23 protein-coding genes are annotated in these 20,624 nt (G+C 62.0%); 10 read left to right on the forward strand and 13 right to left on the reverse strand.

The window, feature by feature from the left end:
* Window positions 1-41 precede the first annotated feature (41 nt).
* Window positions 42-506 (forward strand): hypothetical protein, encoded by a 465-nt coding sequence (locus HX899_RS29835; protein ID WP_181294058.1) that lies wholly within the window; start codon window positions 42-44, stop codon window positions 504-506.
* A 59-nt stretch (window positions 507-565) separates the two neighbouring features.
* Here the strand turns inward: HX899_RS29835 and bla are convergent, their stop codons facing one another.
* The 3 genes from bla to dmeR form a co-directional block, all read right to left on the reverse strand.
* On the reverse strand, window positions 566-1,480 hold the full coding sequence (gene bla / locus HX899_RS29840; RefSeq protein ID WP_138328533.1) for a class A beta-lactamase: 915 nt from the start codon (window positions 1,478-1,480) through the stop codon (window positions 566-568).
* Window positions 1,481-1,605: 125 nt separating this feature from the next.
* Window positions 1,606-2,643: a CDF family Co(II)/Ni(II) efflux transporter DmeF gene (dmeF, locus tag HX899_RS29845; protein WP_138328534.1), complete on the reverse strand. Its 1,038-nt coding sequence runs from the start codon at window positions 2,641-2,643 to the stop codon at window positions 1,606-1,608.
* Window positions 2,644-2,666: 23 nt separating this feature from the next.
* Complete coding sequence (gene dmeR / locus HX899_RS29850; protein ID WP_049734460.1) at window positions 2,667-2,939, reverse strand: Ni(II)/Co(II)-sensing transcriptional repressor DmeR; 273 nt, start codon at window positions 2,937-2,939, stop codon at window positions 2,667-2,669.
* Window positions 2,940-3,190: 251 nt separating this feature from the next.
* On the opposite strand from dmeR, the gene HX899_RS29855 reads away from it, so the two are divergent.
* The 3 genes from HX899_RS29855 to HX899_RS29865 all read left to right on the forward strand — a co-directional run bounded on the left by HX899_RS29855 (window position 3,191) and on the right by HX899_RS29865 (window position 5,675).
* Window positions 3,191-3,589, forward strand: coding sequence for a transposase (locus HX899_RS29855; RefSeq protein WP_246697203.1), 399 nt, complete (start codon window positions 3,191-3,193; stop codon window positions 3,587-3,589).
* An 853-nt stretch (window positions 3,590-4,442) separates the two neighbouring features.
* Complete coding sequence (locus tag HX899_RS29860) at window positions 4,443-4,937, forward strand: GNAT family N-acetyltransferase (RefSeq protein WP_138328535.1); 495 nt, start codon at window positions 4,443-4,445, stop codon at window positions 4,935-4,937.
* Window positions 4,938-5,045: 108 nt separating this feature from the next.
* A complete protein-coding gene (locus tag HX899_RS29865; protein WP_138328536.1) occupies window positions 5,046-5,675 on the forward strand; it encodes a glutathione S-transferase family protein in 630 nt (209 codons plus the stop codon).
* A 124-nt stretch (window positions 5,676-5,799) separates the two neighbouring features.
* On the opposite strand, the gene HX899_RS29870 is transcribed toward HX899_RS29865, so the two are convergent.
* The 3 genes from HX899_RS29870 to HX899_RS29880 form a co-directional block, all read right to left on the reverse strand.
* The gene (locus tag HX899_RS29870) at window positions 5,800-6,714 is read right to left on the reverse strand and encodes a cytochrome c (RefSeq protein ID WP_138328537.1); all 915 of its coding nucleotides are present in this window, start codon (window positions 6,712-6,714) and stop codon (window positions 5,800-5,802) included.
* 192 nt (window positions 6,715-6,906) lie between these two features.
* A complete protein-coding gene (locus HX899_RS29875) occupies window positions 6,907-7,347 on the reverse strand; it encodes a cytochrome c (protein ID WP_138328538.1) in 441 nt (146 codons plus the stop codon).
* A gap of 191 nt (window positions 7,348-7,538) precedes the next feature.
* Window positions 7,539-8,174, reverse strand: coding sequence for a LysE family translocator (locus HX899_RS29880; protein WP_138328539.1), 636 nt, complete (start codon window positions 8,172-8,174; stop codon window positions 7,539-7,541).
* A gap of 129 nt (window positions 8,175-8,303) precedes the next feature.
* Here HX899_RS29880 and HX899_RS29885 point away from each other — a divergent pair, with 129 nt between their 5' ends.
* Window positions 8,304-8,996 (forward strand): YafY family protein, encoded by a 693-nt coding sequence (locus tag HX899_RS29885; protein WP_047619643.1) that lies wholly within the window; start codon window positions 8,304-8,306, stop codon window positions 8,994-8,996.
* Between the two features lie 297 nt (window positions 8,997-9,293).
* On the opposite strand, the gene HX899_RS29890 is transcribed toward HX899_RS29885, so the two are convergent.
* Window positions 9,294-10,139 carry a metallophosphoesterase gene (locus HX899_RS29890; protein WP_181294059.1) on the reverse strand — a complete coding sequence of 282 codons (846 nt, stop codon included), beginning with the start codon at window positions 10,137-10,139 and terminating at the stop codon, window positions 9,294-9,296.
* A 137-nt stretch (window positions 10,140-10,276) separates the two neighbouring features.
* A complete protein-coding gene (locus tag HX899_RS29895; RefSeq protein WP_008528928.1) occupies window positions 10,277-10,879 on the reverse strand; it encodes a superoxide dismutase in 603 nt (200 codons plus the stop codon).
* A 225-nt stretch (window positions 10,880-11,104) separates the two neighbouring features.
* Here HX899_RS29895 and HX899_RS29900 point away from each other — a divergent pair, with 225 nt between their 5' ends.
* The 3 genes from HX899_RS29900 (at window position 11,105) to HX899_RS29910 (ending at window position 13,148) form a co-directional block, all read left to right on the forward strand.
* Window positions 11,105-11,431: a hypothetical protein gene (locus HX899_RS29900; protein WP_181294060.1), complete on the forward strand. Its 327-nt coding sequence runs from the start codon at window positions 11,105-11,107 to the stop codon at window positions 11,429-11,431.
* 271 nt (window positions 11,432-11,702) lie between these two features.
* The gene (locus tag HX899_RS29905; protein ID WP_138387753.1) at window positions 11,703-12,356 is read left to right on the forward strand and encodes a class I SAM-dependent methyltransferase; all 654 of its coding nucleotides are present in this window, start codon (window positions 11,703-11,705) and stop codon (window positions 12,354-12,356) included.
* A gap of 60 nt (window positions 12,357-12,416) precedes the next feature.
* Window positions 12,417-13,148, forward strand: a complete 732-nt coding sequence (locus HX899_RS29910; RefSeq protein ID WP_138328544.1) for a sulfite exporter TauE/SafE family protein — start codon at window positions 12,417-12,419, stop codon at window positions 13,146-13,148.
* Between the two features lie 70 nt (window positions 13,149-13,218).
* Here HX899_RS29910 and HX899_RS29915 read toward each other — a convergent pair whose 3' ends face one another.
* Window positions 13,219-13,563: a nuclear transport factor 2 family protein gene (locus tag HX899_RS29915; RefSeq protein WP_180195739.1), complete on the reverse strand. Its 345-nt coding sequence runs from the start codon at window positions 13,561-13,563 to the stop codon at window positions 13,219-13,221.
* A gap of 333 nt (window positions 13,564-13,896) precedes the next feature.
* On the opposite strand from HX899_RS29915, the gene HX899_RS29920 reads away from it, so the two are divergent.
* Window positions 13,897-15,129: a multidrug efflux MFS transporter gene (locus HX899_RS29920; protein WP_181294360.1), complete on the forward strand. Its 1,233-nt coding sequence runs from the start codon at window positions 13,897-13,899 to the stop codon at window positions 15,127-15,129.
* Here the strand turns inward: HX899_RS29920 and HX899_RS29925 are convergent.
* A complete protein-coding gene (locus HX899_RS29925; protein ID WP_180195738.1) occupies window positions 15,126-15,740 on the reverse strand; it encodes a TetR/AcrR family transcriptional regulator in 615 nt (204 codons plus the stop codon). The genes HX899_RS29920 and HX899_RS29925 overlap by 4 nt on opposite strands.
* Before the next feature lie 115 nt (window positions 15,741-15,855).
* Here HX899_RS29925 and gstA point away from each other — a divergent pair, with 115 nt between their 5' ends.
* On the forward strand, window positions 15,856-16,539 hold the full coding sequence (gene gstA, locus HX899_RS29930) for a glutathione transferase GstA (protein ID WP_138328548.1): 684 nt from the start codon (window positions 15,856-15,858) through the stop codon (window positions 16,537-16,539).
* Window positions 16,540-16,573: 34 nt separating this feature from the next.
* Here the strand turns inward: gstA and nadE are convergent, their stop codons facing one another.
* The 3 genes from nadE to HX899_RS29945 form a co-directional block, all read right to left on the reverse strand.
* Window positions 16,574-17,407 carry an ammonia-dependent NAD(+) synthetase gene (nadE, locus tag HX899_RS29935; RefSeq protein ID WP_181294061.1) on the reverse strand — a complete coding sequence of 278 codons (834 nt, stop codon included), beginning with the start codon at window positions 17,405-17,407 and terminating at the stop codon, window positions 16,574-16,576.
* Window positions 17,408-17,713: 306 nt separating this feature from the next.
* On the reverse strand, window positions 17,714-18,919 hold the full coding sequence (locus tag HX899_RS29940) for an adenylate/guanylate cyclase domain-containing protein (RefSeq protein ID WP_181294062.1): 1,206 nt from the start codon (window positions 18,917-18,919) through the stop codon (window positions 17,714-17,716).
* Window positions 18,920-18,949: 30 nt separating this feature from the next.
* The gene (locus HX899_RS29945) at window positions 18,950-20,569 is read right to left on the reverse strand and encodes an MDR family MFS transporter (protein ID WP_181294063.1); all 1,620 of its coding nucleotides are present in this window, start codon (window positions 20,567-20,569) and stop codon (window positions 18,950-18,952) included.
* Between the last annotated feature and the right edge of the window lie 55 nt (window positions 20,570-20,624).

Below are 20,624 nucleotides of genomic sequence, written 5' to 3' on the forward strand. Positions count from 1 at the left end.
TTATCGCTTCATTCTCTCCCCGGTTTTCGGGGAGAGTTTTTATGGAAATCTCTAGCAATATTCGCAACTATTACGGCATCGGCGGCCTTTTCGATCAGCCGGCCAAATCCAAGAATCAGCAGACGGCGGACTTCACCAAAACGGCGCCCGGTGCCGCGCCCGGTCTCGAACCCAGCAGCACGCCGCCTTCGATCGCCAATACGATCTGGGCTCTTCAAAGCACCGAAGGCCCTTATATCAACCCGCCCTCCGACGAAGAAGCGGCGGCAAGTGCTGCGCATGACTCCCTAGTCGACGAATTCTCCAAATGGGGCAATATGACGCCGGCGGAATATATCCGGGCCCGCTACCTCGAGCAGCACGATCTGACCGAGGCCGATCTGGCCGCCATGCCGGCCGACCAACGCGCCGCGATCGAGAAGGAAATCGCCGAGCAGATCAAGCGCGAGATGGCCGGCATCGAGGATGACGGCACCAAGACGGCGGACGATATCACCGCCGCCTGAGCCACCGGAAGATCGACAGCGTGCGGCGGAAGAGCCTTCTCCGCCGCATTTTTCGTGGTTCACACCATCTCGACGATCATGCGGCCGACTTCGGCAAAGACCGGGTTGAGCTCCTTTACCGGCACGGTCGTCTCGCTGATATAGACGGCGGCAACGATCGGGCCGCGATCCGGCGGCCAGATCACCGCGATATCACCGAGAGAGCCATTCGGGCCGGTGCCGGTCTTGTCGCCGACCTTCCAATCCGCCGGCAGGCCGGCCCTGAGCCGCTCCTTGCCTGTCGTGCTTGCCACCAGCCAGGCGATCAGCCTGTCTGAGGACGCCTCGGCCAGGACCGAGCCGAGCGTCAGGTTGCCGAGCGTGTCGAGCATCGCATCCGGTGTCGTCGTATCGCGCGGATCGCCCTTCCTGCCCTCGTTCAACGTCGGCTCGGTGCGGTCGAGACGCGTCGTGCCGTCGCCGATCGAGCGCAGCCAATCGGTCAGCCCCGCCGGACCGCCGAAACTTTCGAGCAGCAGGTTGCCGGCGGTGTTGTCGCTGACGGTCACCGCCGCCTCGCAGAGTTCGGCAACGGTCATGCCATCGGTTCCGGCGTGTTTTTCACTGATCGGCGAATAATCGACGAGCTTGTCCTTGCCGTAGCTCACCCGCCGGTCGAGGTTCTCCTCGCCCTTGTCGGTCCGGGCAAGCACGAAAGCGGCGGCCAGCGCCTTGAAAGTGCTGCACATCGGAAAGGCCTCGCTGCCGCGATAGCCAAAGGAGATGCTCGTCTCGGTGTCGAGCACCGAGACGCCGAGGCGGCCGCCGGTGCGTTTTTCCAAAGCGGCAAGGCGATGTTCGATATTGTCCTCGCCCTCGCCAACACTCTCCTTGGCACTCTCCTCGGTCCCCTCCTCAGCATTGGCTCGAAACGTCAGCACGGGTAGGCACAATGCCGTGCCTATCAGCATGCGGCGGGTCAGACTGAGATCCATGAAATCCTCCGGCGAATCAGGAGGACAGAGCTAAGCAGCGATTGCGGCGACTTATCGTCCCCACGGCAATGTCAATCGTCCGTCGAGCGATCTTGTCGTCCGCCGAGCGTCTCCGCCCACCCCGATCATGCGGCGCGGGTGACCTCGACCGTCACATGCGACAGTTCTTCCAGCGCCGAAAGCCTGCCCTTGTAGAAAGCCGGGTCGCGCGGCTGCGAGGTGAGGACGGCGACGATCGCGGCATGATGGCCGGGGCCGACCTGCCAGACATGCAGATCGGTGATCCGGTCGTCCTCCGTCTCGATGGCGCCGCGGATTTCGGCCGGCAGCGTCTCGCCTTCGGGGACGACATCGAGAAGGACGCCGCCCGAAGATTTCATCAGGCTCCAGGACCAGTTGGCGATGACCAACCCGCCGACGATGCCCATGAGGGGATCAAGCCAGAGCCAGCCGTAAAGACTGCCGAGCGTCAGCGCCGCGATGGCAAGCACGGAGGTCAGGGCATCGGCGATGACATGCAGATAGGCGGCGCGGATATTGTTGTCGCCGGTCTTTGCGTGATGGGCATGGTCGCCATGTCCATGATGCGCATGACCGTGATGGGCGTGGGCATGATTGCCATGCCCGTGATGATGATGGCCATGGTGATGGTGCGCATGATCGCCATGCGCGACATGGCCGCCGCCGGCAAGCAGCCAGGCGCTCACCAGATTGACGGCAAGGCCGATGACCGCCACGGCGATCGCCTGGGTAAAGCCGATCGGCACTGGATTGGAAAGGCGCAGCAGGCTTTCCCAGGCCATCAGCAGGGCGATCAGCGCGAGGACGATGGCGCTGGCGAAACCGGCGAGATCGCCGAGCTTGCCGGTGCCGAAGGTGAAACGCGGATTGCGCGCCTGCCGGCGGGCAAAGAGATAGGCGAGTGCGGAAATCAGCAGAGCGCTGGCATGAGTCGACATGTGCCAGCCATCGGCGACGAGCGCCATCGAGCCATAGACGGTGCCGGCGGCGATTTCCGCCACCATCATCACTGCCGTTAGCGCGATCACCAGCCAGATGCGCCGCTCGTTGCGCGCATGGTCAGTGCCGAGGAAGATATGGTCGTGTTCCAGGGCATCCATTCCAGGCTTGTCGATTTCGGCCTTGTCGATTCCGGCACGCATTACAGGCTCCTTCGTCACGCCACTCAGCGAATATAGGTTCTCAGCACTTCCGATATTTCCTCGACCGCTTCTGCCCTCGCGGCGTCGTCATCGGCATTCAGCACATGTTCGCGGAGATGATCGTCCAGCACCTCACCGGTCAGCCCGGTCAGGGCGCCGCGGACGGAGGCGAGCAGTTGCAGGATTTCGCCGCAGGGCCGCTCGGCCTCGAGCGCCCGCTCGACCGCCTCCATCTGCCCCTTCAAACGGCTGACGCGGGCGATGAGCTTCTTTTTCTGCAAGGTGGTATGGGACATGGTGGGCTTTTATATAACATAGGGGGGTATAGTATCAAGGGAGTGAAAACTGGGCTCAAAAGATGGCCGAAGCCAGCCCCTGCATGTTCAATTCGCGCTGATTGTTGGATGATCGGTGCGCACTCCGGCGGATGGCCATCCGCTGGAGTGCGGACGGCCGGGACCGCAGGCCCCTTGGCTTGAACCGGGGATGAGATTGGTCCGGCCGTCCTCGCGTTTGTCCTGAACAGATGATGGGGAGCAAGTCCCGCATGCAAGGCAAGGTTTCGTTCCAAGAAGACGCGATGCCGGTAGTTCATGCCGGTCTGGACGTGAGTAAAGTGTGGCTCGATGCTCATCTGCATCCGCGGGGCGAAAGCCGGCGGTTTAGCAATGAGAAGGCCGGCATCCGCCAGCTGAAACGGCTGCTGGCCAAGCATCGGCCCAAAAGCATCGGGATGGAGGCAACCGGCAAGCTCCATCGCCCCGCCCATCGCTCGCTTTGGCTCGATGGCTTTGCCGTCGCCGTGGTCGATCCGCTGCGCGCCCGCATGTTTGCCCGCGCCTGCGGCTATCTCGATAGTTATCCTTTCAAGGATCGGACTTCGGTGATTGATCGGCGGGAGAAATGCAGCATTTTTCGTAAATCGGCCGGTGCCGGTCACTCGTAGTTTTTTTCGCGTCCGCTACAACCCTATCCAAGAATCGAAGCATGACCATACAGTCCGAGTATTTTCCGTCCCTGCCCGAGATAGGAATCTGTAACTCTTTGCCCCCGTCAGTCAAGATGACTACTTCAACGCTATCTTGTCCCTCTAAAATGGACACCAACTTTACCTCGGAGTAGAGGAATGACTTTCCCTCTCCACCGTCTCCCCACAATATGCCGTTATCCAATATAATTATTTTAGCGCTACTGGGACCTGGATTAGAATACATCCCTATCAAGAAGCCAAATTCCTCTCTTTGATGCCACATCGGCGATGGCATCGCTTCATATCGCCTCAGATCCTTTAATATTCTTCTTGCCCGAATTCTCGCGTTCATTGGCGTGTCACCTTAGAGGTACCGTAAATGAGTCCGTCCCTTTGCCAACCTCCGCCGCCAGGCCCCATCTCATTGAATCGCGCCCGAATATTCAGGACGGGGATACGATTGGTATCAGCGAGACGCACAAAATCCCAGTGACAATCGAGCGCTCTTTCTTCTATCCCTCTCAGGTCTATAGCCTCCGCTTCAATAAGTTCGAAGCTCCTTATGAATCACACTCGCACCCCTCCCGGCCACAACGAAACGCAAAGCTGAAGCGATTGCCCTGGATACACGCGCGATCCACCATTGACAAATCCGGCATTTCCGACGATTGATGCGGCATGATCAAAAACGCGCACCAGAGCCGCTCGTATTTTTGGCTGTACCTGTAAAGGGCGGCCGGACAAGATCATATTGTCAACAAGCCGCCGTCAGGCGGCTTTGTTGTATCGGCAGCGTCCTGACGGCAGACTATCAAAGGACGCGAAGACCATGACCGAAATCGAAGACAGCGAAATTTCACTGATGCGCCCATCGGTGGTGACGATCCGCGCCGCCAAGCCGCGCGACCTGCCCGAACTCGGCGAGATGATCGCCCTGCTTGCCGCCCATCACGGCGATGCGGCTGCCACAACGCCGGAGCAGCTGGAGCGCGACCTCTTCGGGGCCCTGCCCTGGATCAATGCGCTCGTCGCCGAGACCAGCGAAGGGCTGATCGGCTACGCCATTCTCGTGCCGCTCTACAGGGCGCAGGAAGGCAAGCGCGGCATGGACCTGCACCACCTCTTCGTGCGTGACGGCCATCGCGGCCACGGCACCGGCCAGCTGCTCGTCGACCGGGCGCGCGAGACCGCCCGCAATGCCGGCTGCGGCTACCTCTCCGTCAGCGCCGCCACCGGAAACGTGCTGGCGCACCGCTTCTACGAACAGCTGGATTTCACCCCGCGTCCGGTGACCGGCATGCGCTACATGCAGTCGATCGGTTAGGGTGGCCGGCTCGAAGGTTCGGCTTTCGCAAGAGCCGAAGCCTCGACGCATCAAAACGGCTGCACAGGTTTGCGCGACATGCTTTATCGAATTGCATAAGGAGCTTTCATGCCTGATTTCAAACTCCATTGTTTTGCTCTCTCGGGGAATTCTTACAAGGTCGCGCTGTTCTTTGCGCTTGCCGGCATCGAGTGGGAAAGCATTTTCGTTGATTATCTAGGCGGCGAAACGCGAACCGAACAATGGCGAAAAACCATAAACGAACAAGGCGAGGCGCCTGTGCTCGAACATGGGCAAACGAAGATCAGCCAATCGGGGATCATCCTGGACTACTTGTCAGAGATGACAGGCCACTTTGGGGCGCAGACAGCCGAAGAACGGCGTGACATCATGCGTTGGATTCTTTTCGACAACCATAAATTCACGAGCTACTACGCGACGCTGAGGTTCATGTATGGCCTCCAGAAGAGCGGCGAGACGCCCGTCGTCGAGTTTTTGAGACTGAGGGCCAAAGCTGCCTATGCCATTGTTGACGAACATCTGGCGCGCCGGGTCTTCGTGGTCGGCGACCGGCTGACGATCGCAGACCTCTCTCTGGCGGGCTACGTCTTCATGCCGGAGGAAACCGGGATAGATCACAGCGCCTTCCCGGCTATCGCAGCCTGGAAAGATCGTATCAGCAAGATGCCCGGCTGGCGCCATCCCTATGATCTGATGCCGGGTCCCACCTCCCTATAAGCAGCCGAGGGACCTTGCGAAGGCGCCAAGCACAACCGCACGTTAAAGCGCGTCGCATCAAACTTGATTCATGCGACGCGCTTCGGATGTTTGTTTTTACGCATGTCGTTGCTCGCAACATGCTTTAGCGTCCCGGCACGGCCTTCAGATAGGCGGCGATCGCCTCGCGGTCGGAGGCCGGCAGATGGGCGATGTTCTGCTGCACATCAACCATCGAGCCGCCGACGGAATCGAAATCGGGGGTGAATCCAGTTTCCAGGTAGCTGGCGATATCGGCCTCGCTCCAGCCGCCGATGCTCTCCGAGGCCGGGGTGATATTGGGTATGCGGCCCTTGCCTTCGGGATTGGGCGCGCCGGCAAGCCACTGATCTGCCTTGAAGCCGCCGAGTGCATCACGCGGCGTATGGCATTCACCGCAATGGCCGGGGCCTTCGACGAGATATTGCCCGCGTTTGATCTTGTCGTCGCTCTTTGCCAGGGCGACGCGCGGCTGGTCGTTGAGATAGAGGAATTTCCAGCCGCCGAGCGCCAGCCGGATGTTGAAGGGGAACGGCAGTTCATGCGGCGGCGCGACGTTTGCACTCTTCGGCAGGGTTTTCAGAAAGGCATAGAGATCGTTGACGTCCTTGTCGCTCATGCGGGAATAAGAGCCATAGGGAAAGGACGGATAGAGATGCTGCCCGCCCGGGCCGACGCCGCGCTTCATCGCGTTGCCGAACTCAGCAAGTGTCCAGCCGCCGATGCCGGCCTTTTCATCGGGTGAGATGTTCGGCACGTGAAAGGTCCCGAAAGGGCTCTTCAGCGCCAGGCCGCCTGCAAGCGTCAGCTTTGCATCGCCTTCGGAACCGGGTGCGGCATGACAGCTGACGCAGCCGCCTGCCCAGAAAACCATCTGACCATTTGCCGGATCCGCAGCACCGAGACCCGCCCAATGGCTCTCCGGCAGAGGATCGGGCGCGGTGACGAGATAGAAGGCGCCCCCGCCGAGGACGGCGATGCCGATCAGACAGAGCAGTAACCGGATGAACCTGCGGACCATGCGCCGCCTCCCCTGTTGTCAACATTTCCTTGCGATGGATCCCGCGACCGGTCCGCGCAGGCGGAGAATAAGGCGATCCGCGCCGGCGGCAAGGCCGGCGCGGATCCAGTACTCTCTTTTGCTTTACGCAATTCCGGACGCAAAACCGCTGCACACTTTGCTGGAATTGCTCCAGACGAAATGGCCTATCGCTCACTTGCTGAGGCGATAGGCCTTGTGACAGCCGGCGCAATTGGCGCCGAGCGTGTTCATCGTGGCACCGACGGCCGCAGGATCGGCCGGAAGTTGGGCCAGCGCGGTTTCGGCGTCAGTGGAGAGCTTGGCGGCGCGGGCTTTGAAGTCGTCCATGTTTTCCCAGATCTTCGGGCTCGCGCCCTCGTCGCCCGTCTCCGTGCCCGGCTTGAACTGGTCGGGGAAGACCTTGGCCGTTGTGGCGATCGTCGTCAGCGCCGCCTTCACCGCTTCGGCGTCATAGGGTTTGGTGCCCTTGGCGATGGCTGCCAAGGCCCCGGCCGAACCGCCGACCTGCTTCATCAACGCAACGCGCGAATCATGGGTGCCGTCGGCGGCGGTCACCGAGCCGAAGGCTATGCCGGCCATGGCAACGGCCGCAGCTGCTGCTTTCCAATTCATATTGCTCTCCCTTTTTCCTCGGCCAAGATGGCCGATCGCCAATCTGCACCGGCAGCATGACAAAATCCATGCATCGGGTCAGTCACGTTTTGCCGGATCATCATAAAAACAATGTGATAGGCAGTTCTCTGCTTTTATGCATGTCGTTATCCCGGAACCGCCGCGCACTTCCGGGCGACATGCAGTGGCGCTCAAGCGCTTTTCCACCCCTGCCAAAGGCTGAAGGCGGAGACCGCAACCAGCAACACTCCGGCGAAGCGGCCGACAAAGGCCGTAACATCAGGGTTGGCAACGAGCAGGTCGCGGCTGCGGCCGGCCGTCATCGCCAGCGTGCCGTAAATGGCGAACTGGGTGACGACGGTCATGGCGCCCATGATCAGCCCCTGCATCCAGATCGGACCATATTCCGGTCTCAGAAACTGCGGGTAGACGGCAAACATGAAGATATAGGCCTTCGGGTTGACGAGACAGGTGACGGCGCCCTGGCGGAAGGCGCGCCAGCCGGAGCGCGCCGTTCCCGGCCCGACCGCCTCGACGGTAATCGAACTGCGGATTAGCGAAATGCCGATCCAGATCATGTAGGCAACGCCGGCAAAGAGCAGCACGTTGAAAAGCTGCGGCAGCATGGTGACGAGCACGCCGACGCCGGCCGCGCCATAGGCCGAATGCACGGCGCCCCCAGCCATGATGCCGCCGGTCGCCGCCAGCCCACGCTTGACGCCGCCGGTCAGCGAATTGGCGAGCACGAAGAGCATGTCCATGCCCGGCACGATGATGATGCCGAAGAGAAGGGTGAAGAAGAGCCAGAGGTTTTCGTTGTAGTTCATGTCAGTTACCGCCTTGGGTTCTGCGGGCCGTTTTCAAAGACCCTGTTTGATTTCAATCTGATAGGCAGCTCTATACGGGAACCCAACTGACAGTGTATTGTCAGGAGCGTGGCGGATGGGAGAGGTTAAATGCGCAAGGCCTCGCGGCTTTTCGAGATCATTCAGATCCTCAGGCTGGCAAGAAAGCCGATGACGGCAGCGACGATGGCCGAGACGCTCGAGGTGACGGTACGCTCGATCTATCGCGACATCGCGGCACTTCAGGCGATGCGGGTGCCGATCGAAGGCGGGCGCGGCATCGGCTACATCATGCGGCCGGGCTTCGACCTGCCGCCGCTGATGTTCTCGATCGAGGAGATGGAGGCAATCGTACTGTCGCTGGCGCTGCTCGAACGCACCGCAGACGAGGAGCTGAAACAGGCCGCGCGCCGGGTCAACCGGAAGATATCAGGCGCCGTGCCGGCGCCGCTGCGCCAGGCGATGGACAACAAGGCGCTTTACGCCTGGGGCTCGATTGCGCAGCCGGCCGGCTTCGACCTGGCGATCGTGCGCCGCGCGATCCGCGACGAACGCAAGCTGATGCTCGGCTACCGCGACGAGCTTGGCCGCGCCAGCGAACGGACGATCCGGCCGGTCGCGCTGATCTATTATTCGCAGACCGCCAATATCGTCGCCTGGTGCGAGCTGCGCCAGGCAATCCGCAATTTCCGCAGCGACCGGGTGGAGCGGTGTGCGACGAGCGAAGATTTCTTCAAGGGCGACGGCGATAGGCTGCGGGAATTGTGGACCAGTGGGTGGACGGAGAAGGCTGTGCCCGCCTAGTGCGTGGCGTTTGAGGTACGAGCAGGGCGTCAATGTCACCTAACATTCCGGCCATGAGGTTGGCGAGACCAGCCCCTCATCCGCCTGCCGGCACCTTCTCCCCGCAGGCGGGGCGAAGGGGATATGCCGCAAACCTCTCGGTTCCCCGCTCACCTCTCGCTGGGCACGTCCCCTCTCCCCGTTTTTTACGGGGAGAGGGTTAGGGTGAGGGGCAGTCATTCGCGCGAACCCAACAGTAGTGGGACAAGCCCCGATCATCACGAAAGAATAGTTGGCTGGCGAGCAGCCTATCGCAACCTAATAAGGCAACGTGCGGCTCACCTCGCGACCGAAGCCGCGGATTTCGATGCGGTCGGGATGGACCTCGACGATGGCGAAAGCGTTTTCCGTCTCGGTGTCGACCACGCCCCTGAAATTGACGAAGTGGCAGGCGCCGGCCATGCCGTAATTGCCGACGTGGTCGTGGCCGTTGAGATAGGCGACGACATTGCGCTCAGAGGCGAGCAGCGCGACGATGCGGTCGCTGTCCCACATGCCGTGCTCACTGGGCGGATGCACCGGATAGTGATTCATGACGATCACCTTCTCGCCGGCCTCGTCGGCTTTTGCGATTTCATCGCCAAGCCAGGCGAATTGTTCGTCGCTCAACGCGGCATTCCAGCGGTGGGCATTCCTCGCGCCCTTGGCCTGCAGCTCGGCCAGCATCTCAGCGGCAAGCGCGCGATGATGATGGCCTTCTGGCGGCGCGAAGATGCTGACCTCGTTGCCGTCGAGCACGATAAAGCGCCAGCCGTGGCGGACGAAGCTGTAATAGGGCGACGGCATGCCGAGACGCGCGGCGACTTCGGACAGGTGTCCTGCAGAAACCGAGAAATCGTGGTTGCCGAGCAGGAAGAGCGCCTCGTGCCGGAGCTTCTGATAGACCGGCAGGATATCGTCGAAGCTTGAAAAACTGCGGTCGATAACATCGCCGAGCGTCATGACGAAGCTCAGCTCCTCGCCGTTGAAGACCTCGATCGCCTCGGCGACCTTGGCGAGGCTGTTGGCGTAATAACGATCCATGGCCACATGCGGCGCGATCGCCGCATATTGCGGGTCGGCGATGATGCCGAAGCGGAACAGGGGAGAAGCAGAAGAAGACATGGGGCGTGATTAGGAGCGGCCGATGACAGGCATGTGACGGCCTCGTGTGAAAATGAAACACCCGGCGTTTTGGGCGCCGGGTGCTGAATCTAAGAGGCTGAGGCACATCGCCGCCATGGCGGCGAGCCTGGTAGCGCTTACTTCGTGGCTTCTTCGTAGCGTTCCAGGACGTAGTCCCAGTTGATCAGGCTATCGACGAAGGCCTCGAGATATTTCGGGCGGGCGTTGCGATAGTCGATGTAATAGGAGTGTTCCCAGACGTCGACGCCGAGGATCGGGGTGGCGCCGTGAACCAGCGGGTTTTCGCCGTTCGGGGTCTTGGAGATTTCGAGCTTGCCGTTCTTGACGGAAACCCAGGCCCAGCCGGAGCCGAACTGGGTGGCGCCGGCATTGGCGAAATCGGCCTTGAACTTGTCGTAGCCGCCGAGATCGGAGGTAAAGGCCGCTTCGAGCTTGCCCGGCAGCTTGTTGCCGCCGCCGCCCTTCTTCATCCACTTCCAGAAATGGATGTGGTTGTAGTGCTGGGCCGCGTTATTGAAGAGGCCGGCATTGGTGCCGAAGGACTTCTTGACGACGTCTTCGAGCGAGAGGTCCGAAAGACCGGCTTCGGCGGCGAGCTTGTTGCCGTTGTCGACATAGGCCTTGTGGTGCTTGTCGTGGTGGAACTCCAGCGTTTCCTTCGACATGAAGGGAGCAAGCGCTTCGTAGTCATAGGGAAGTTCAGGCAATTCGAAAGCCATGTCAGATCTCCTCTTGGCAATAGATTGCGTCTCGGCAGGTGAGGCGGAACATAGGAGGGGAAAGGGGGAGAGGCAACCGGCGAATTATCAAAAAACGACCGGCCGGAGGAAAATTTGCCTCAGTTGCAGGGTTGGAGTCGCGCGTAGAAATCGCTTGGGCAAATCAATGGGAATACTCGCCCCGAAAACCACTTTGCCCGTTATGGAGATGAACGGAGACCCGATATGAACAGGAATATAATCCAGCCTCTCGCTGCCGCCGCACTGCTTTCGCTCTCAGCTGCGGCGCATGCCTCCTCCGATGACGCCTGGAAGCAGCTCGCCTTCGACGTCGCGGCCAAATGCAAGAAGGCGGCGGTCACGATCGAGAAGCCCAGCGCCACCGTCGATCCCTTCGGCAGCTCGCATTATGGGCTTGCCCTGGTGACCGGCAAGCCGAAGGGCGCCAAGGGGCGGATCGCCCAGATCTGCGTCTACGACAAGCAAAAGAAGACCGTCGAGATCGGCAGCGAACTGGACGCCAAGACGCTCGGTCTCTCGCCGGCCAAATAGGCGGCCGGGGTTGCACCCAGGTGCCCCAAAGTGATCGCAGGTGAGAATCTGTGCCTTGCGTCACATTTCGTGGGGAACCGGAGCCTACCCTTAGGAGTTGAGAGGCTGGGCTTTAGGGTGGTTCGGCTTTTTCATGGAAGCGCAGAACCGCTCAAATCTTTTGTTTTATGCAATTCCTGGAAAACCCCTTTTCCTGGAATTATGCAGCAATTCAAAGTGTTCGCGTCCTTTGGGCGTCTGAAAGGCGCGTGGCGCTGTGGGAGGTGCCGGCATGTCAGAGCTTCGCAGCAGGGCGGAAGATCAGCAAAAAATCTATCAGCACTGGGCACCGGTCTATGACCGGGTCTATCGCGGCATCCTGCGCGATGGCCACCGCAAACTCGCTGCCCTCGCCGCCGCGGCCGGCACCGACATTCTGGAGATCGGCGTCGGCACCGGCCTGACGCTCGGGCATTACCCGCGCCACTGCCGGGTGACCGGCATCGACATCTCCAAACACATGATTGAGCGGGCGCGTGAAAAGGCGAAACGCGAAAACCTTGAGCATGTGCAGGCGCTGGAGGTGATGGATGCGCATGCGCTCACCTTTGCCGACCGGTCTTTCGATGCGGTCTGCCTGCCCTTCGTCATCACGCTCATCCCCGAACCCGAACGGGCGCTGGACGAATGCGCCAGGGTGCTGAGGCCGGGCGGCGAGATCATCCTCGCCAGCAAGCTTGGCGACGGCGCCGGTCTGCAGGGCGCGATCGAGACGGCGGTGGCGCCGCTGGTGCGTCACATCGGCTGGTCCTCCGCCTTCCGCATTCACCGCATCGTCGCCTGGGCCGAGCGCCGCGGCGATTTTGCCGCTGCCGATATCCTGCCGGTCTTTCCGAACGGCTTCTTCAAGATCATCCGGCTGAAGCAGCGTGGACTTGCCGGTTAAGAGCGGAAATTTTTTCCCGCGTCGCTTATTCTGATGCTACCGTTCGTCTGAGGGGACTGCATGACATCGGATTTCTTCTTTTTCATCGTCGTGGGTTTCTGCGCGCAGATCGTCGACGGTGCGCTCGGCATGGCCTTCGGCGTGCTGTCGACGACGAGCCTTCTCGCCTTCGGGGTGCCGGTCGCCAATGCCAGCGCCATGACGCATGTGGCGGAAATGTTCACCACCGCCGCGTCGGGCCTCTCGCATGCCTATCATCGCAACGTCGACTGGCGCCTGGTGGCGCGGCTCGCACCGGCCGGCATGATCGGTGGCGCGATCGGCGCCTATCTGCTGGCCAATATCGACGGCAAGGTGATCGCGCCCTTCGTGTCGGCCTATCTGATCGCGATCGGACTGGTGATCCTCTACAAGGCCTTTCGGCCACCGCCGAAGCGGGATGTCCGCGACTGGATCGTGCCGCCGGTCGGGTTTTGCGGCGGCGTGCTCGATGCCATCGGCGGCGGCGGATGGGGGCCGATCGTCACCAGTTCGCTGGTCAGCCGCGGCCATGACCTGAAACGGGTGATCGGCTCGACCAATTTCACCGAATTCGCCGTGACGCTGACGATTTCCCTGACCTTCATGCTGACGCTCGGCTGGTCGGAACTCAATTCGGCGATCGGCCTGATCATCGGCGGCGTCATCGCTGCCCCCTTCGGCGCGATCCTCGTCAAACGGCTGCCGGTGCGGCCGCTGATGGTGGCGGTGTCGATGATCATCATCGGCACGTCGGCGATACGGCTCCTGTAAAGACCGCCTCGCTAGCGCATAGTGCTGCAGCGTCCTTTGCGCGTCTGAAAAGACGCGCGGCGCTGTAGGGTTACAGATTCCGGCCGAAATAAACATCCACGGAGGCGATCTTGTCGCCGCGGAAGCGAAAGCTCTCTATGTTGCGGAAGCTGCCGCCGTCCCTTTTTTCGGCACGGTAACGAATGACCGCCTCGTCACCGTCGATCGCCAGGAATTCGATGTCAAAGCCGCGGAAGACCGGTTCCTTCGGCCAGCAGCGCTCGAAATAAGTCGCTCGGTCGATGTGGTCGTCGCGCGGACTGGAAAAGGTGAAATCCTCCGTCAACATGGCGCCGACGATATCCTTGCGGTCGTCGAGATAGGCGGCATAGAGATGACGGATGGTCTGCTCTCGGGATGTGCGCATGTCGCTCATGGCAATGTCCTTGGCTTAACTGATTGCATCATGCAATCAGTCATGTTTCTAGCACTTTTGCCCGAGAGGGTCCAGATTTGCGGCTCTCATTTACAAAGATAGGTCACCGATGCGAAAGCGCCGTCTTGAAGGATGGGCCATAGCGCGGTTATATCCGTGCGTGCCCGCCCTGGAACGGCGAGTGCATGCACCGCTACGGCCTATGCGCTCGACCTCGAAAAGCTCGATCTCAGGACAGCTTCACCCGCGCCGATTTCTTCGCCGCGGCAATGGGTACATCGTTCCATCAGGGCGGCGACACCGCGCCGCACCATCAATGCCGAGGCCGAGAGAATGACCGATACGCAGTGGGACGCCAGCGCCAGGCCGGGCTCGATCTACTGGAAGCGCAATCTCACCATCTCGTTGATCGGCTCCTTCACCACGATCGTGGCGATGACGCTGCTGCTTCCCTTCCTGCCGCTTTATGTCGAGGAACTCGGCGTCAGCGACCATGCTGACATCGTGCAATGGTCGGGCATCGCCTATGGCGCCACCTTTTTCGCCGCGGCTCTCGTCGCGCCGCTCTGGGGCCGGCTTGGCGATATTTACGGCCGCAAGCTGATGCTGGTGCGTGCCAGCCTCGGCATGACGCTGGCGATCTCGCTGATGGGCATGGCCGGCGATGTCTGGCAGCTGGTGGCGCTGCGCCTCTTCGTCGGGCTTGCCGGCGGTTATGCCTCCGGCTCGATGGTGCTGGTGGCGACGCAGACGCCGAAGGATCGTTCGGCCTGGGCGCTCGGCGTGCTTTCCTCCGGCATCATGGCCGGCAATCTCGTCGGGCCTCTGATCGGCGGCGCGCTGCCGCCCATCATCGGCATCCGCGGCACATTCCTCGCCGCCGGCGGCATGATCTTCCTCGCCTTCCTCGCCACAGCCTTCCTGATCAAGGAGGAGAAATCGCCGGCCCGCAAAAAAGCGGCCAAGGCAAGCGGTGGCTGGAAATCCATTGCCGACAAGCGGCCCGTCATCGCCATGCTGGCGACCGGCATGCTCTTGATGTTTGCCAATATGTCGATCGAGCCGATCATCACCGTCTATGTCGCGCAGCTCGTGCCCGTCGAATCCCAGGTGACGATGGTATCGGGCGTCGTCATGTCGGCGGCCGCCCTCGGCAGCATTCTGTCAGCCTCATGGCTCGGCAAGCTCGCCGACAGGATCGGCCACTGGCCGGTGATTGCAGGCGCACTCGCCGTCGCCGGACTGTTGCTGATCCCGCAGGCCTTCGTCACCAGTTCCTGGCAGCTGATCATCCTGCGTTTCCTGATGGGCGCAGCACTCGGCGGGCTGCTGCCCTGCATCGCCGCGGTCATCCGCCACAGCGTACCTGATAGTGCGGCCGGCAGCATTCTCGGGCTTTCGATTTCCTCGCAATATGTCGGTCAGGTGGCCGGCCCCATCCTTGGCGGTTTTGTCGGCGGGCATATCGGCATGCGGGCGGTTTTCCTCGGCACCTCCGTGCTGCTTCTCGCCGGTGCGGCCTATGCCTGGATAGTGCGGCCGAAGGATGGGGAGACATCGAGCTAAGGGGCGCTCCCGCAGATCAGCTCGACGCCCGACCGGGCGATCGCTTCCAGCGTCTCGCGGCTGTCGCCGGCGCGGGCGCGGACGGCGAGCGAATGCATGACGGCGGAGGCGAGCCTGGCAAGCATCTGCGGATCGGCGCTTCGGGGAAGCTCGCCCCTTTCCACGCCAAGGCGCATGCGCTTTTCGATCTCGTCGTCGAAATCGTTGAGGCTGCGGCCGAGCACCTCGCGGACCCGCTCATGCTGGACCGCCTCGGCCGATGCCGTGCCGATCAGCAGACAGCCGCGAGCGGCGGTTTCACCATGCAGATAGATCGCCAGCGCACCGGCATAGACGCGGGCGATATTGTCGCGAAGCGGCAGTGACGGATCGAGCGCCTCAGTCAGCACGTCCATGCCGTCCTGCCGATACCCCTCCAGCGTATCGAGATAGAGATCCTCCTTGTCGCCGAAGGCGCCGTAGAGGCTCGGGCGGTTGAGGTTGGTCGCCGCGCTCAGATTGTCGAGCGAGGCGGCGGCAAACCCCCTGTCCCAGAAGACATCCCGCGCCTTGCCGAGCGCCGCCATGGCGTCGAAGGCCCTCGGGCGGCCGCGCTTCTTCTCGTCCTTCATATTCTGTACCGTTTCGCATTAAATTCTTGACGAGAGTTATTTTATGCGAAACAGTACAAATGTTCAACGCTATCGGCGGCGGCATCGACCGCCTTCACAAGGAGAGGAAACCGCAATGAAACTCTACATGCACGCCGCGGCCTGTTCGCTTTCGCCGCACATCATCTGCCGGGAGCTCGGGCTCGATATCGAGCTCGTCCAGGTCGACCGGCAAACCCACAGGACGAGCAGCGGCGAGGATTACCTCGCCATCAACGGCAACGGCTATGTGCCGGCACTGATGCTCGACGATGGCAAGGTGCTGACCGAGGGGCCGGCGATCGTCCAGTTCCTCGCCGACAGCGTGCCGGAAGGCGCAGCCCTATTGCCTGAGGTCGGCAACATCCGCCGCAACGAGGTGCAGTCCTATCTGAACTTCATCACCGCCGAGCTGCACAAGCCGATGGTGTTGCTCTTCAATCCGATTTATTCCAGCGTTCATGGCGAGGTCCGCGCGCTGATCTCGAAGCGGCTCGCCTGGCTGAACGGCCGTCTTGCCGGACCCTATCTCACCGGCGATGTCTTTACGGTGGCGGATGCCTATCTCTTCGTCTGCCTGAACTGGTCGCCCTGGACCGACATCGATCTCAAGCAATGGCCGGCACTGCACGGCTTCATGGCCCGGGTGGCGGCCCGACCGAAGGTACGCGAGGCGCTGCAGGCCGAAGACCTCGAGGCCTTCGATGCCGACGGCGTCTATTTTGCGCCGCACGCCTATCTCGCCTCCTCAGGACGGACCGGCTCGCCGGTCAGGCCGTAAACGCGAGGTCTGCCACACCGCGACACGGATGGCATCAGAGCGCGCTGACCGCCACCGGCAAAGCGCGCTTGTGAGCAGTCGCCCGATAGGCGGCGAGGATGCGGCGGCGGGCGATCTCGCCGACCGGCTTGCCTTCGAGGAAATCGTCGATCTCGTCATAGCTGACGCCATAGGCTTCTTCGTCGGGGCGCAATGGGCGCTGGTCCTCGAGATCGGCTGTGGGCACCTTGAACACCAGCTCGTCCGGGGCGCCGAGCCGCTTTGCCAGCAGGCGGACCCGGCGCTTGTTGAGGCCGGCGAGCGGCAGGATATCGGCGGCGCCATCGCCGAATTTGGTGAAGAAGCCCATGACCGCCTCGGCCGCATGGTCGGTGCCGATGACAAGGCCGCCAAGGGCGCCGGCCAGGGCGAACTGGGCGATCATCCGCTGACGGGCCTTGATGTTACCGAGGATGAAATCCTGCCGGCCGGCATCGGCAAAGGCGAGGCCGCCGTTTAGCGCGGCGGCAAGCATCGCATCCGCCGGCGCCTTGATGTTGACCACCATCGAGCGGTCGGCGCCGATCGTTTCCAGCGCCCTCACTGCATCGGCCTCATCCGCCTGGACACCATAGGGAAGGCGCACGGCAATGAATTCGGCCGCATGGCCGCTGTCACGCAGCTCGCGCACCGCCTTCTGAGCCAGCAGCGCCGCCGTCAGCGAATCGACGCCGCCGCTGATGCCAAGGACGTAGCCGCGCATGCCCGAGGCGACGAGATAATCCTTGAGGAAAGCGGTTCGCCGTTCGATCTCCCGCTCAGGGTCGATGTCGGCGGCGACACCCAGTTCGCGGATGATCTCGCCTTGTTCGTCGAACAGCACAGTCATAAGCCTCTTCCTCCCCGCTTACGGAATTTCGGCGCCACTATGGCGAAAAGATGGGGGAAGACGAAGCCGTTTCCGGCAGACCTGCCATGCATTTTATGCAAGTGGGCGGTTTGGTATCTCGGTGGGTGCAGCACCCCCTCTGGCCTGCCGGCCATCTCCCCCACAGGTGGGGAGATCGGCAAGAAGCCATGCCTCGCCCTCAATTTGCGATTCACGTGACGGTCAGTTGTTTGGGGAAGCCATCGCGCCCATCCAATCTCCCTCCTTGTGGGGGAGATGCCCGGCAGAGGGGGTGGCGTCGCGCACCTACCGCACGATCGTGAACAGCTCCACCGGATCAGCAAAACCCTTCAGCCTGTGCGCCCCGACCGACACCACATCCCCTGCCCCGGCCTCGTCGCGAAACGGCGCCGACATCAGCACGGCCTCTCCGAGTTCGCTGCAGGCGGTCTGGATGCGGCTGACCAGATTGACGTCGCCGCCGATCAGGGTGAAATCGAGGCGGCGGCCGGAGCCGACATTGCCGTAGCTGACCTCGCCGTAATGCAGGGCGATGCCAGCCTTCACGCCGATACCCTCATATTGGAAATGGTCGATCTCCTCGAGGATGGCGCGGGCCGATGCCAGTGCGGCGCCGCAGGAATGGGCGGCATCATAACCCGGGAAGAAGGCAAGCACGGCGTCGCCCATGAATTTCAGCACTTCGCCGCCCTCGCGGGTAATGGCCGGCACGATCCTGTCAAAATAGGCGTTCAGCAGCCCGAGCACGGTGCTGCCAGGCAGCCGGTTCGACAGCTCGGTAAAGCCGCGCAGATCGCAGAGCAGGAGTGCCGCCTCCATCGATTCGATCTCGTCGCGGCGGATGCGGCCGGCCAGGATGCGGCTTGCCGTCAGCGGGCCGATATAGGTATCGAGCAGGCTGAGCTCGACTTGGCGAAGGATGCGCAGTTCGCTGGTGTTGCGCAGCGCCGGCAGGATGCGCTCGATCACCTCACGCTCGGAGGCGGTGAAGCCGCCCGGTCGCCGTGTGCCGAAGACGGCGGCGCTGACCGGGCCGTCGACATTGCAGAGCGGCGCGATGACGAGCTGCATCAAGCCGCGATCGGCAAAGACATCGATATGCTGCCAGCGGCCATGTACGCTTTCTCTGGTATCGACGACCAGCGGTTCGCGGGTCTCCATGACCTTGCGCAGTGGCGTATTGGCGATGGCGACCCGCGCGCCGTGTTCCCGGTCGTGGATCTCGACCGGTTCGCCCGGCGCCCAGGCGATGGTGCGGCCGATGAATTCTGGATGCAGCGTCATCAGATGCAGCGTCAACCGGTCGACCGGCAGGCCAAGCGCCTGAAGCCTGCGGCCGAGGCCGGAGACCAGGCCCGCTTCGTCGAGCGCGTGGCATTCATCGCCGGAGAGCCACTCGATGATCGAGAGTAGTGCGCCGACGCTGACGGCATGGCCGGCGGCCCTGGGCTGGAACCTGTCGGCATCGGGAGCATAGATCGCTGACGTCATGGCTTTCTCCTCCTTGAGGGCCGCACGGCGCTAGTGGGCGCCGCCGCCGGAGAGTTGACCGGGTTTTTTCAGAAGCAGGGTTGCAACCAGGGCGACGACCAGAGCGACGCCGAGCAGGAAGAAGGTATCGCTGAAGGCCATGATATTGGCCTGCTTGCGTATTTTGAGCGCGATGGCGACGACGGCCTTGTGGCTCGCGAGCGCCTGATCGCTGACACCGTGGCTCATGAAGTAGCCGGTGAGCCTGGCGATGCGATCGCGGGTAGCCTCCTCGAAGACCGAGACTGAATTGGTCAGGATGTTCGAGTGGAACTGTTCTCGCTTCGACAGGAAGGTCTGCAGCGAGGCGATGCCGACGGCGCCGCCGAGATTGCGCATCATGTTGAAGAGTGCGGAAGCGGAACCGGCATTCTCCCGCTCGATGCCTGCGGTGGCGATCGCCGAGAGGGGCGTGAAGACGAGCGCCTGGCCGATGGCACGGACGATATTCGGCCAGAACAGCTGGTCGCTGGCATAATCGCCGGTCATGTGCACGTTCATAAAGTTCGAAGCGGCGAAGAGGGCAAAGCCGACGACGATCAGCAAGCGGACGTCGAAATGCTTCATCAGCCGCGGCACCAGCGGGATCAGCAGCAGCTGCGGGATGCCGGTCCAGGCGAGAACCATGCCGATCTGCTCGGAATTATAGCCCTGGATGCGGGTGAGATAGATCGGCAGCACGAAGACGGAGCCGTAAAGCGCAATGCCGAGCAGGAAGTTCGCGACGATGCCGAAGCCGAAGTTGCGGCGCACCAGCAGGCGCAGGTTCAGCAGCGGATTGGCAGTCTTCAGCTCGATGATCAGGAACAGCGTCAGCGAGACGGCGGCGATGACAGACAGGCGGAGGATGAAGTCGGAGCCGAACCAGTCTTCCTTGTTGCCCTCTTCCAGCACGGTCTGCAGGGCTGCCAGGCCGATCGCCATGGTGATGATGCCCGGCCAGTCACCCTTGGCGAGCAGCTTCAGGTTCATCGGCGCGCGGTCGAGCGAGGCCCAGAGCAGACCGACCATCAGCGCGCCGGGCACCAGGTTGACATAGAAGATATGTTCCCAGCCCCAGTTCTCGGTGAGATAACCGCCGATCGTCGGGCCGATCGCCGGTGCGAAGGTGGCAGACAGGGCAAAGAGGGCCAGGCCGATCGGCTGCTTGGCCTTGGGCAGCAGTGTGATGATGATGGTGAAGGCCATCGGGATCAGCACGCCGCCGGAAAAACCCTGAATGGCGCGCAGGATGATCATCTGCTGCAGATTGGCAGCGAAGGCGCAGGCAACAGAAAAGATCAGGAAGAGGATGGCGTTGGTGAGCAGGTAGTTGCGGAGCGAGAAGACGCGCGCCAGCCAGGCGCTCAAGGGGATGACGACGATCTCGGCGATCAGATAGGAGGTCGAAATCCAGCCGCCGTCATCCGTGCCGGCGCCGATCGCGCCCTGGATATCGGCAAGCGAGGCATTGACGATCTGGATGTTGAGGACGGCCATGAAGGCGCCCAGCGTCGAGCCGACAACGGCTGCCCACATGCGAAGCGGGCTCATGGCGGCAGGTGTCGCGGGCGCTGCAGCGGCGGGGGGCGCCAGCGCATTGCTGTTGGCGGCGATCTGAAGAGTGGCCATGACCTATCTCCTTCCGGCTCTTGCGGAAAATTCTCTCATGACGGGGTCCGGGTGA

It is taken from the genome of Rhizobium sp. WYCCWR 11146, from assembly GCF_013591995.1.
Classification (GTDB): Bacteria; Pseudomonadota; Alphaproteobacteria; order Rhizobiales; family Rhizobiaceae; genus Rhizobium; species Rhizobium indicum.

Excerpts from the sequence above, each read along its gene's own strand:
- HX899_RS29835 (WP_181294058.1), top strand. The coding sequence starts at position 42 with ATGGAAATCTCTAGCAATATTCGCAACTATTACGGCATCGGCGGCCTT.
- bla (WP_138328533.1), bottom strand. The coding sequence starts at position 1,480 with ATGGATCTCAGTCTGACCCGCCGCATGCTGATAGGCACGGCATTGTGC.
- dmeF (WP_138328534.1), bottom strand. The coding sequence starts at position 2,643 with ATGCGTGCCGGAATCGACAAGGCCGAAATCGACAAGCCTGGAATGGAT.
- dmeR (WP_049734460.1), bottom strand. The coding sequence starts at position 2,939 with ATGTCCCATACCACCTTGCAGAAAAAGAAGCTCATCGCCCGCGTCAGC.
- HX899_RS29855 (WP_246697203.1), top strand. The coding sequence starts at position 3,191 with ATGCAAGGCAAGGTTTCGTTCCAAGAAGACGCGATGCCGGTAGTTCAT.
- HX899_RS29860 (WP_138328535.1), top strand. The coding sequence starts at position 4,443 with ATGACCGAAATCGAAGACAGCGAAATTTCACTGATGCGCCCATCGGTG.
- HX899_RS29865 (WP_138328536.1), top strand. The coding sequence starts at position 5,046 with ATGCCTGATTTCAAACTCCATTGTTTTGCTCTCTCGGGGAATTCTTAC.
- HX899_RS29870 (WP_138328537.1), bottom strand. The coding sequence starts at position 6,714 with ATGGTCCGCAGGTTCATCCGGTTACTGCTCTGTCTGATCGGCATCGCC.
- HX899_RS29875 (WP_138328538.1), bottom strand. The coding sequence starts at position 7,347 with ATGAATTGGAAAGCAGCAGCTGCGGCCGTTGCCATGGCCGGCATAGCC.
- HX899_RS29880 (WP_138328539.1), bottom strand. The coding sequence starts at position 8,174 with ATGAACTACAACGAAAACCTCTGGCTCTTCTTCACCCTTCTCTTCGGC.
- HX899_RS29885 (WP_047619643.1), top strand. The coding sequence starts at position 8,304 with ATGCGCAAGGCCTCGCGGCTTTTCGAGATCATTCAGATCCTCAGGCTG.
- HX899_RS29890 (WP_181294059.1), bottom strand. The coding sequence starts at position 10,139 with ATGTCTTCTTCTGCTTCTCCCCTGTTCCGCTTCGGCATCATCGCCGAC.
- HX899_RS29895 (WP_008528928.1), bottom strand. The coding sequence starts at position 10,879 with ATGGCTTTCGAATTGCCTGAACTTCCCTATGACTACGAAGCGCTTGCT.
- HX899_RS29900 (WP_181294060.1), top strand. The coding sequence starts at position 11,105 with ATGAACAGGAATATAATCCAGCCTCTCGCTGCCGCCGCACTGCTTTCG.
- HX899_RS29905 (WP_138387753.1), top strand. The coding sequence starts at position 11,703 with ATGTCAGAGCTTCGCAGCAGGGCGGAAGATCAGCAAAAAATCTATCAG.
- HX899_RS29910 (WP_138328544.1), top strand. The coding sequence starts at position 12,417 with ATGACATCGGATTTCTTCTTTTTCATCGTCGTGGGTTTCTGCGCGCAG.
- HX899_RS29915 (WP_180195739.1), bottom strand. The coding sequence starts at position 13,563 with ATGAGCGACATGCGCACATCCCGAGAGCAGACCATCCGTCATCTCTAT.
- HX899_RS29920 (WP_181294360.1), top strand. The coding sequence starts at position 13,897 with ATGACCGATACGCAGTGGGACGCCAGCGCCAGGCCGGGCTCGATCTAC.
- HX899_RS29925 (WP_180195738.1), bottom strand. The coding sequence starts at position 15,740 with ATGAAGGACGAGAAGAAGCGCGGCCGCCCGAGGGCCTTCGACGCCATG.
- gstA (WP_138328548.1), top strand. The coding sequence starts at position 15,856 with ATGAAACTCTACATGCACGCCGCGGCCTGTTCGCTTTCGCCGCACATC.
- nadE (WP_181294061.1), bottom strand. The coding sequence starts at position 17,407 with ATGACTGTGCTGTTCGACGAACAAGGCGAGATCATCCGCGAACTGGGT.
- HX899_RS29940 (WP_181294062.1), bottom strand. The coding sequence starts at position 18,919 with ATGACGTCAGCGATCTATGCTCCCGATGCCGACAGGTTCCAGCCCAGG.
- HX899_RS29945 (WP_181294063.1), bottom strand. The coding sequence starts at position 20,569 with ATGGCCACTCTTCAGATCGCCGCCAACAGCAATGCGCTGGCGCCCCCC.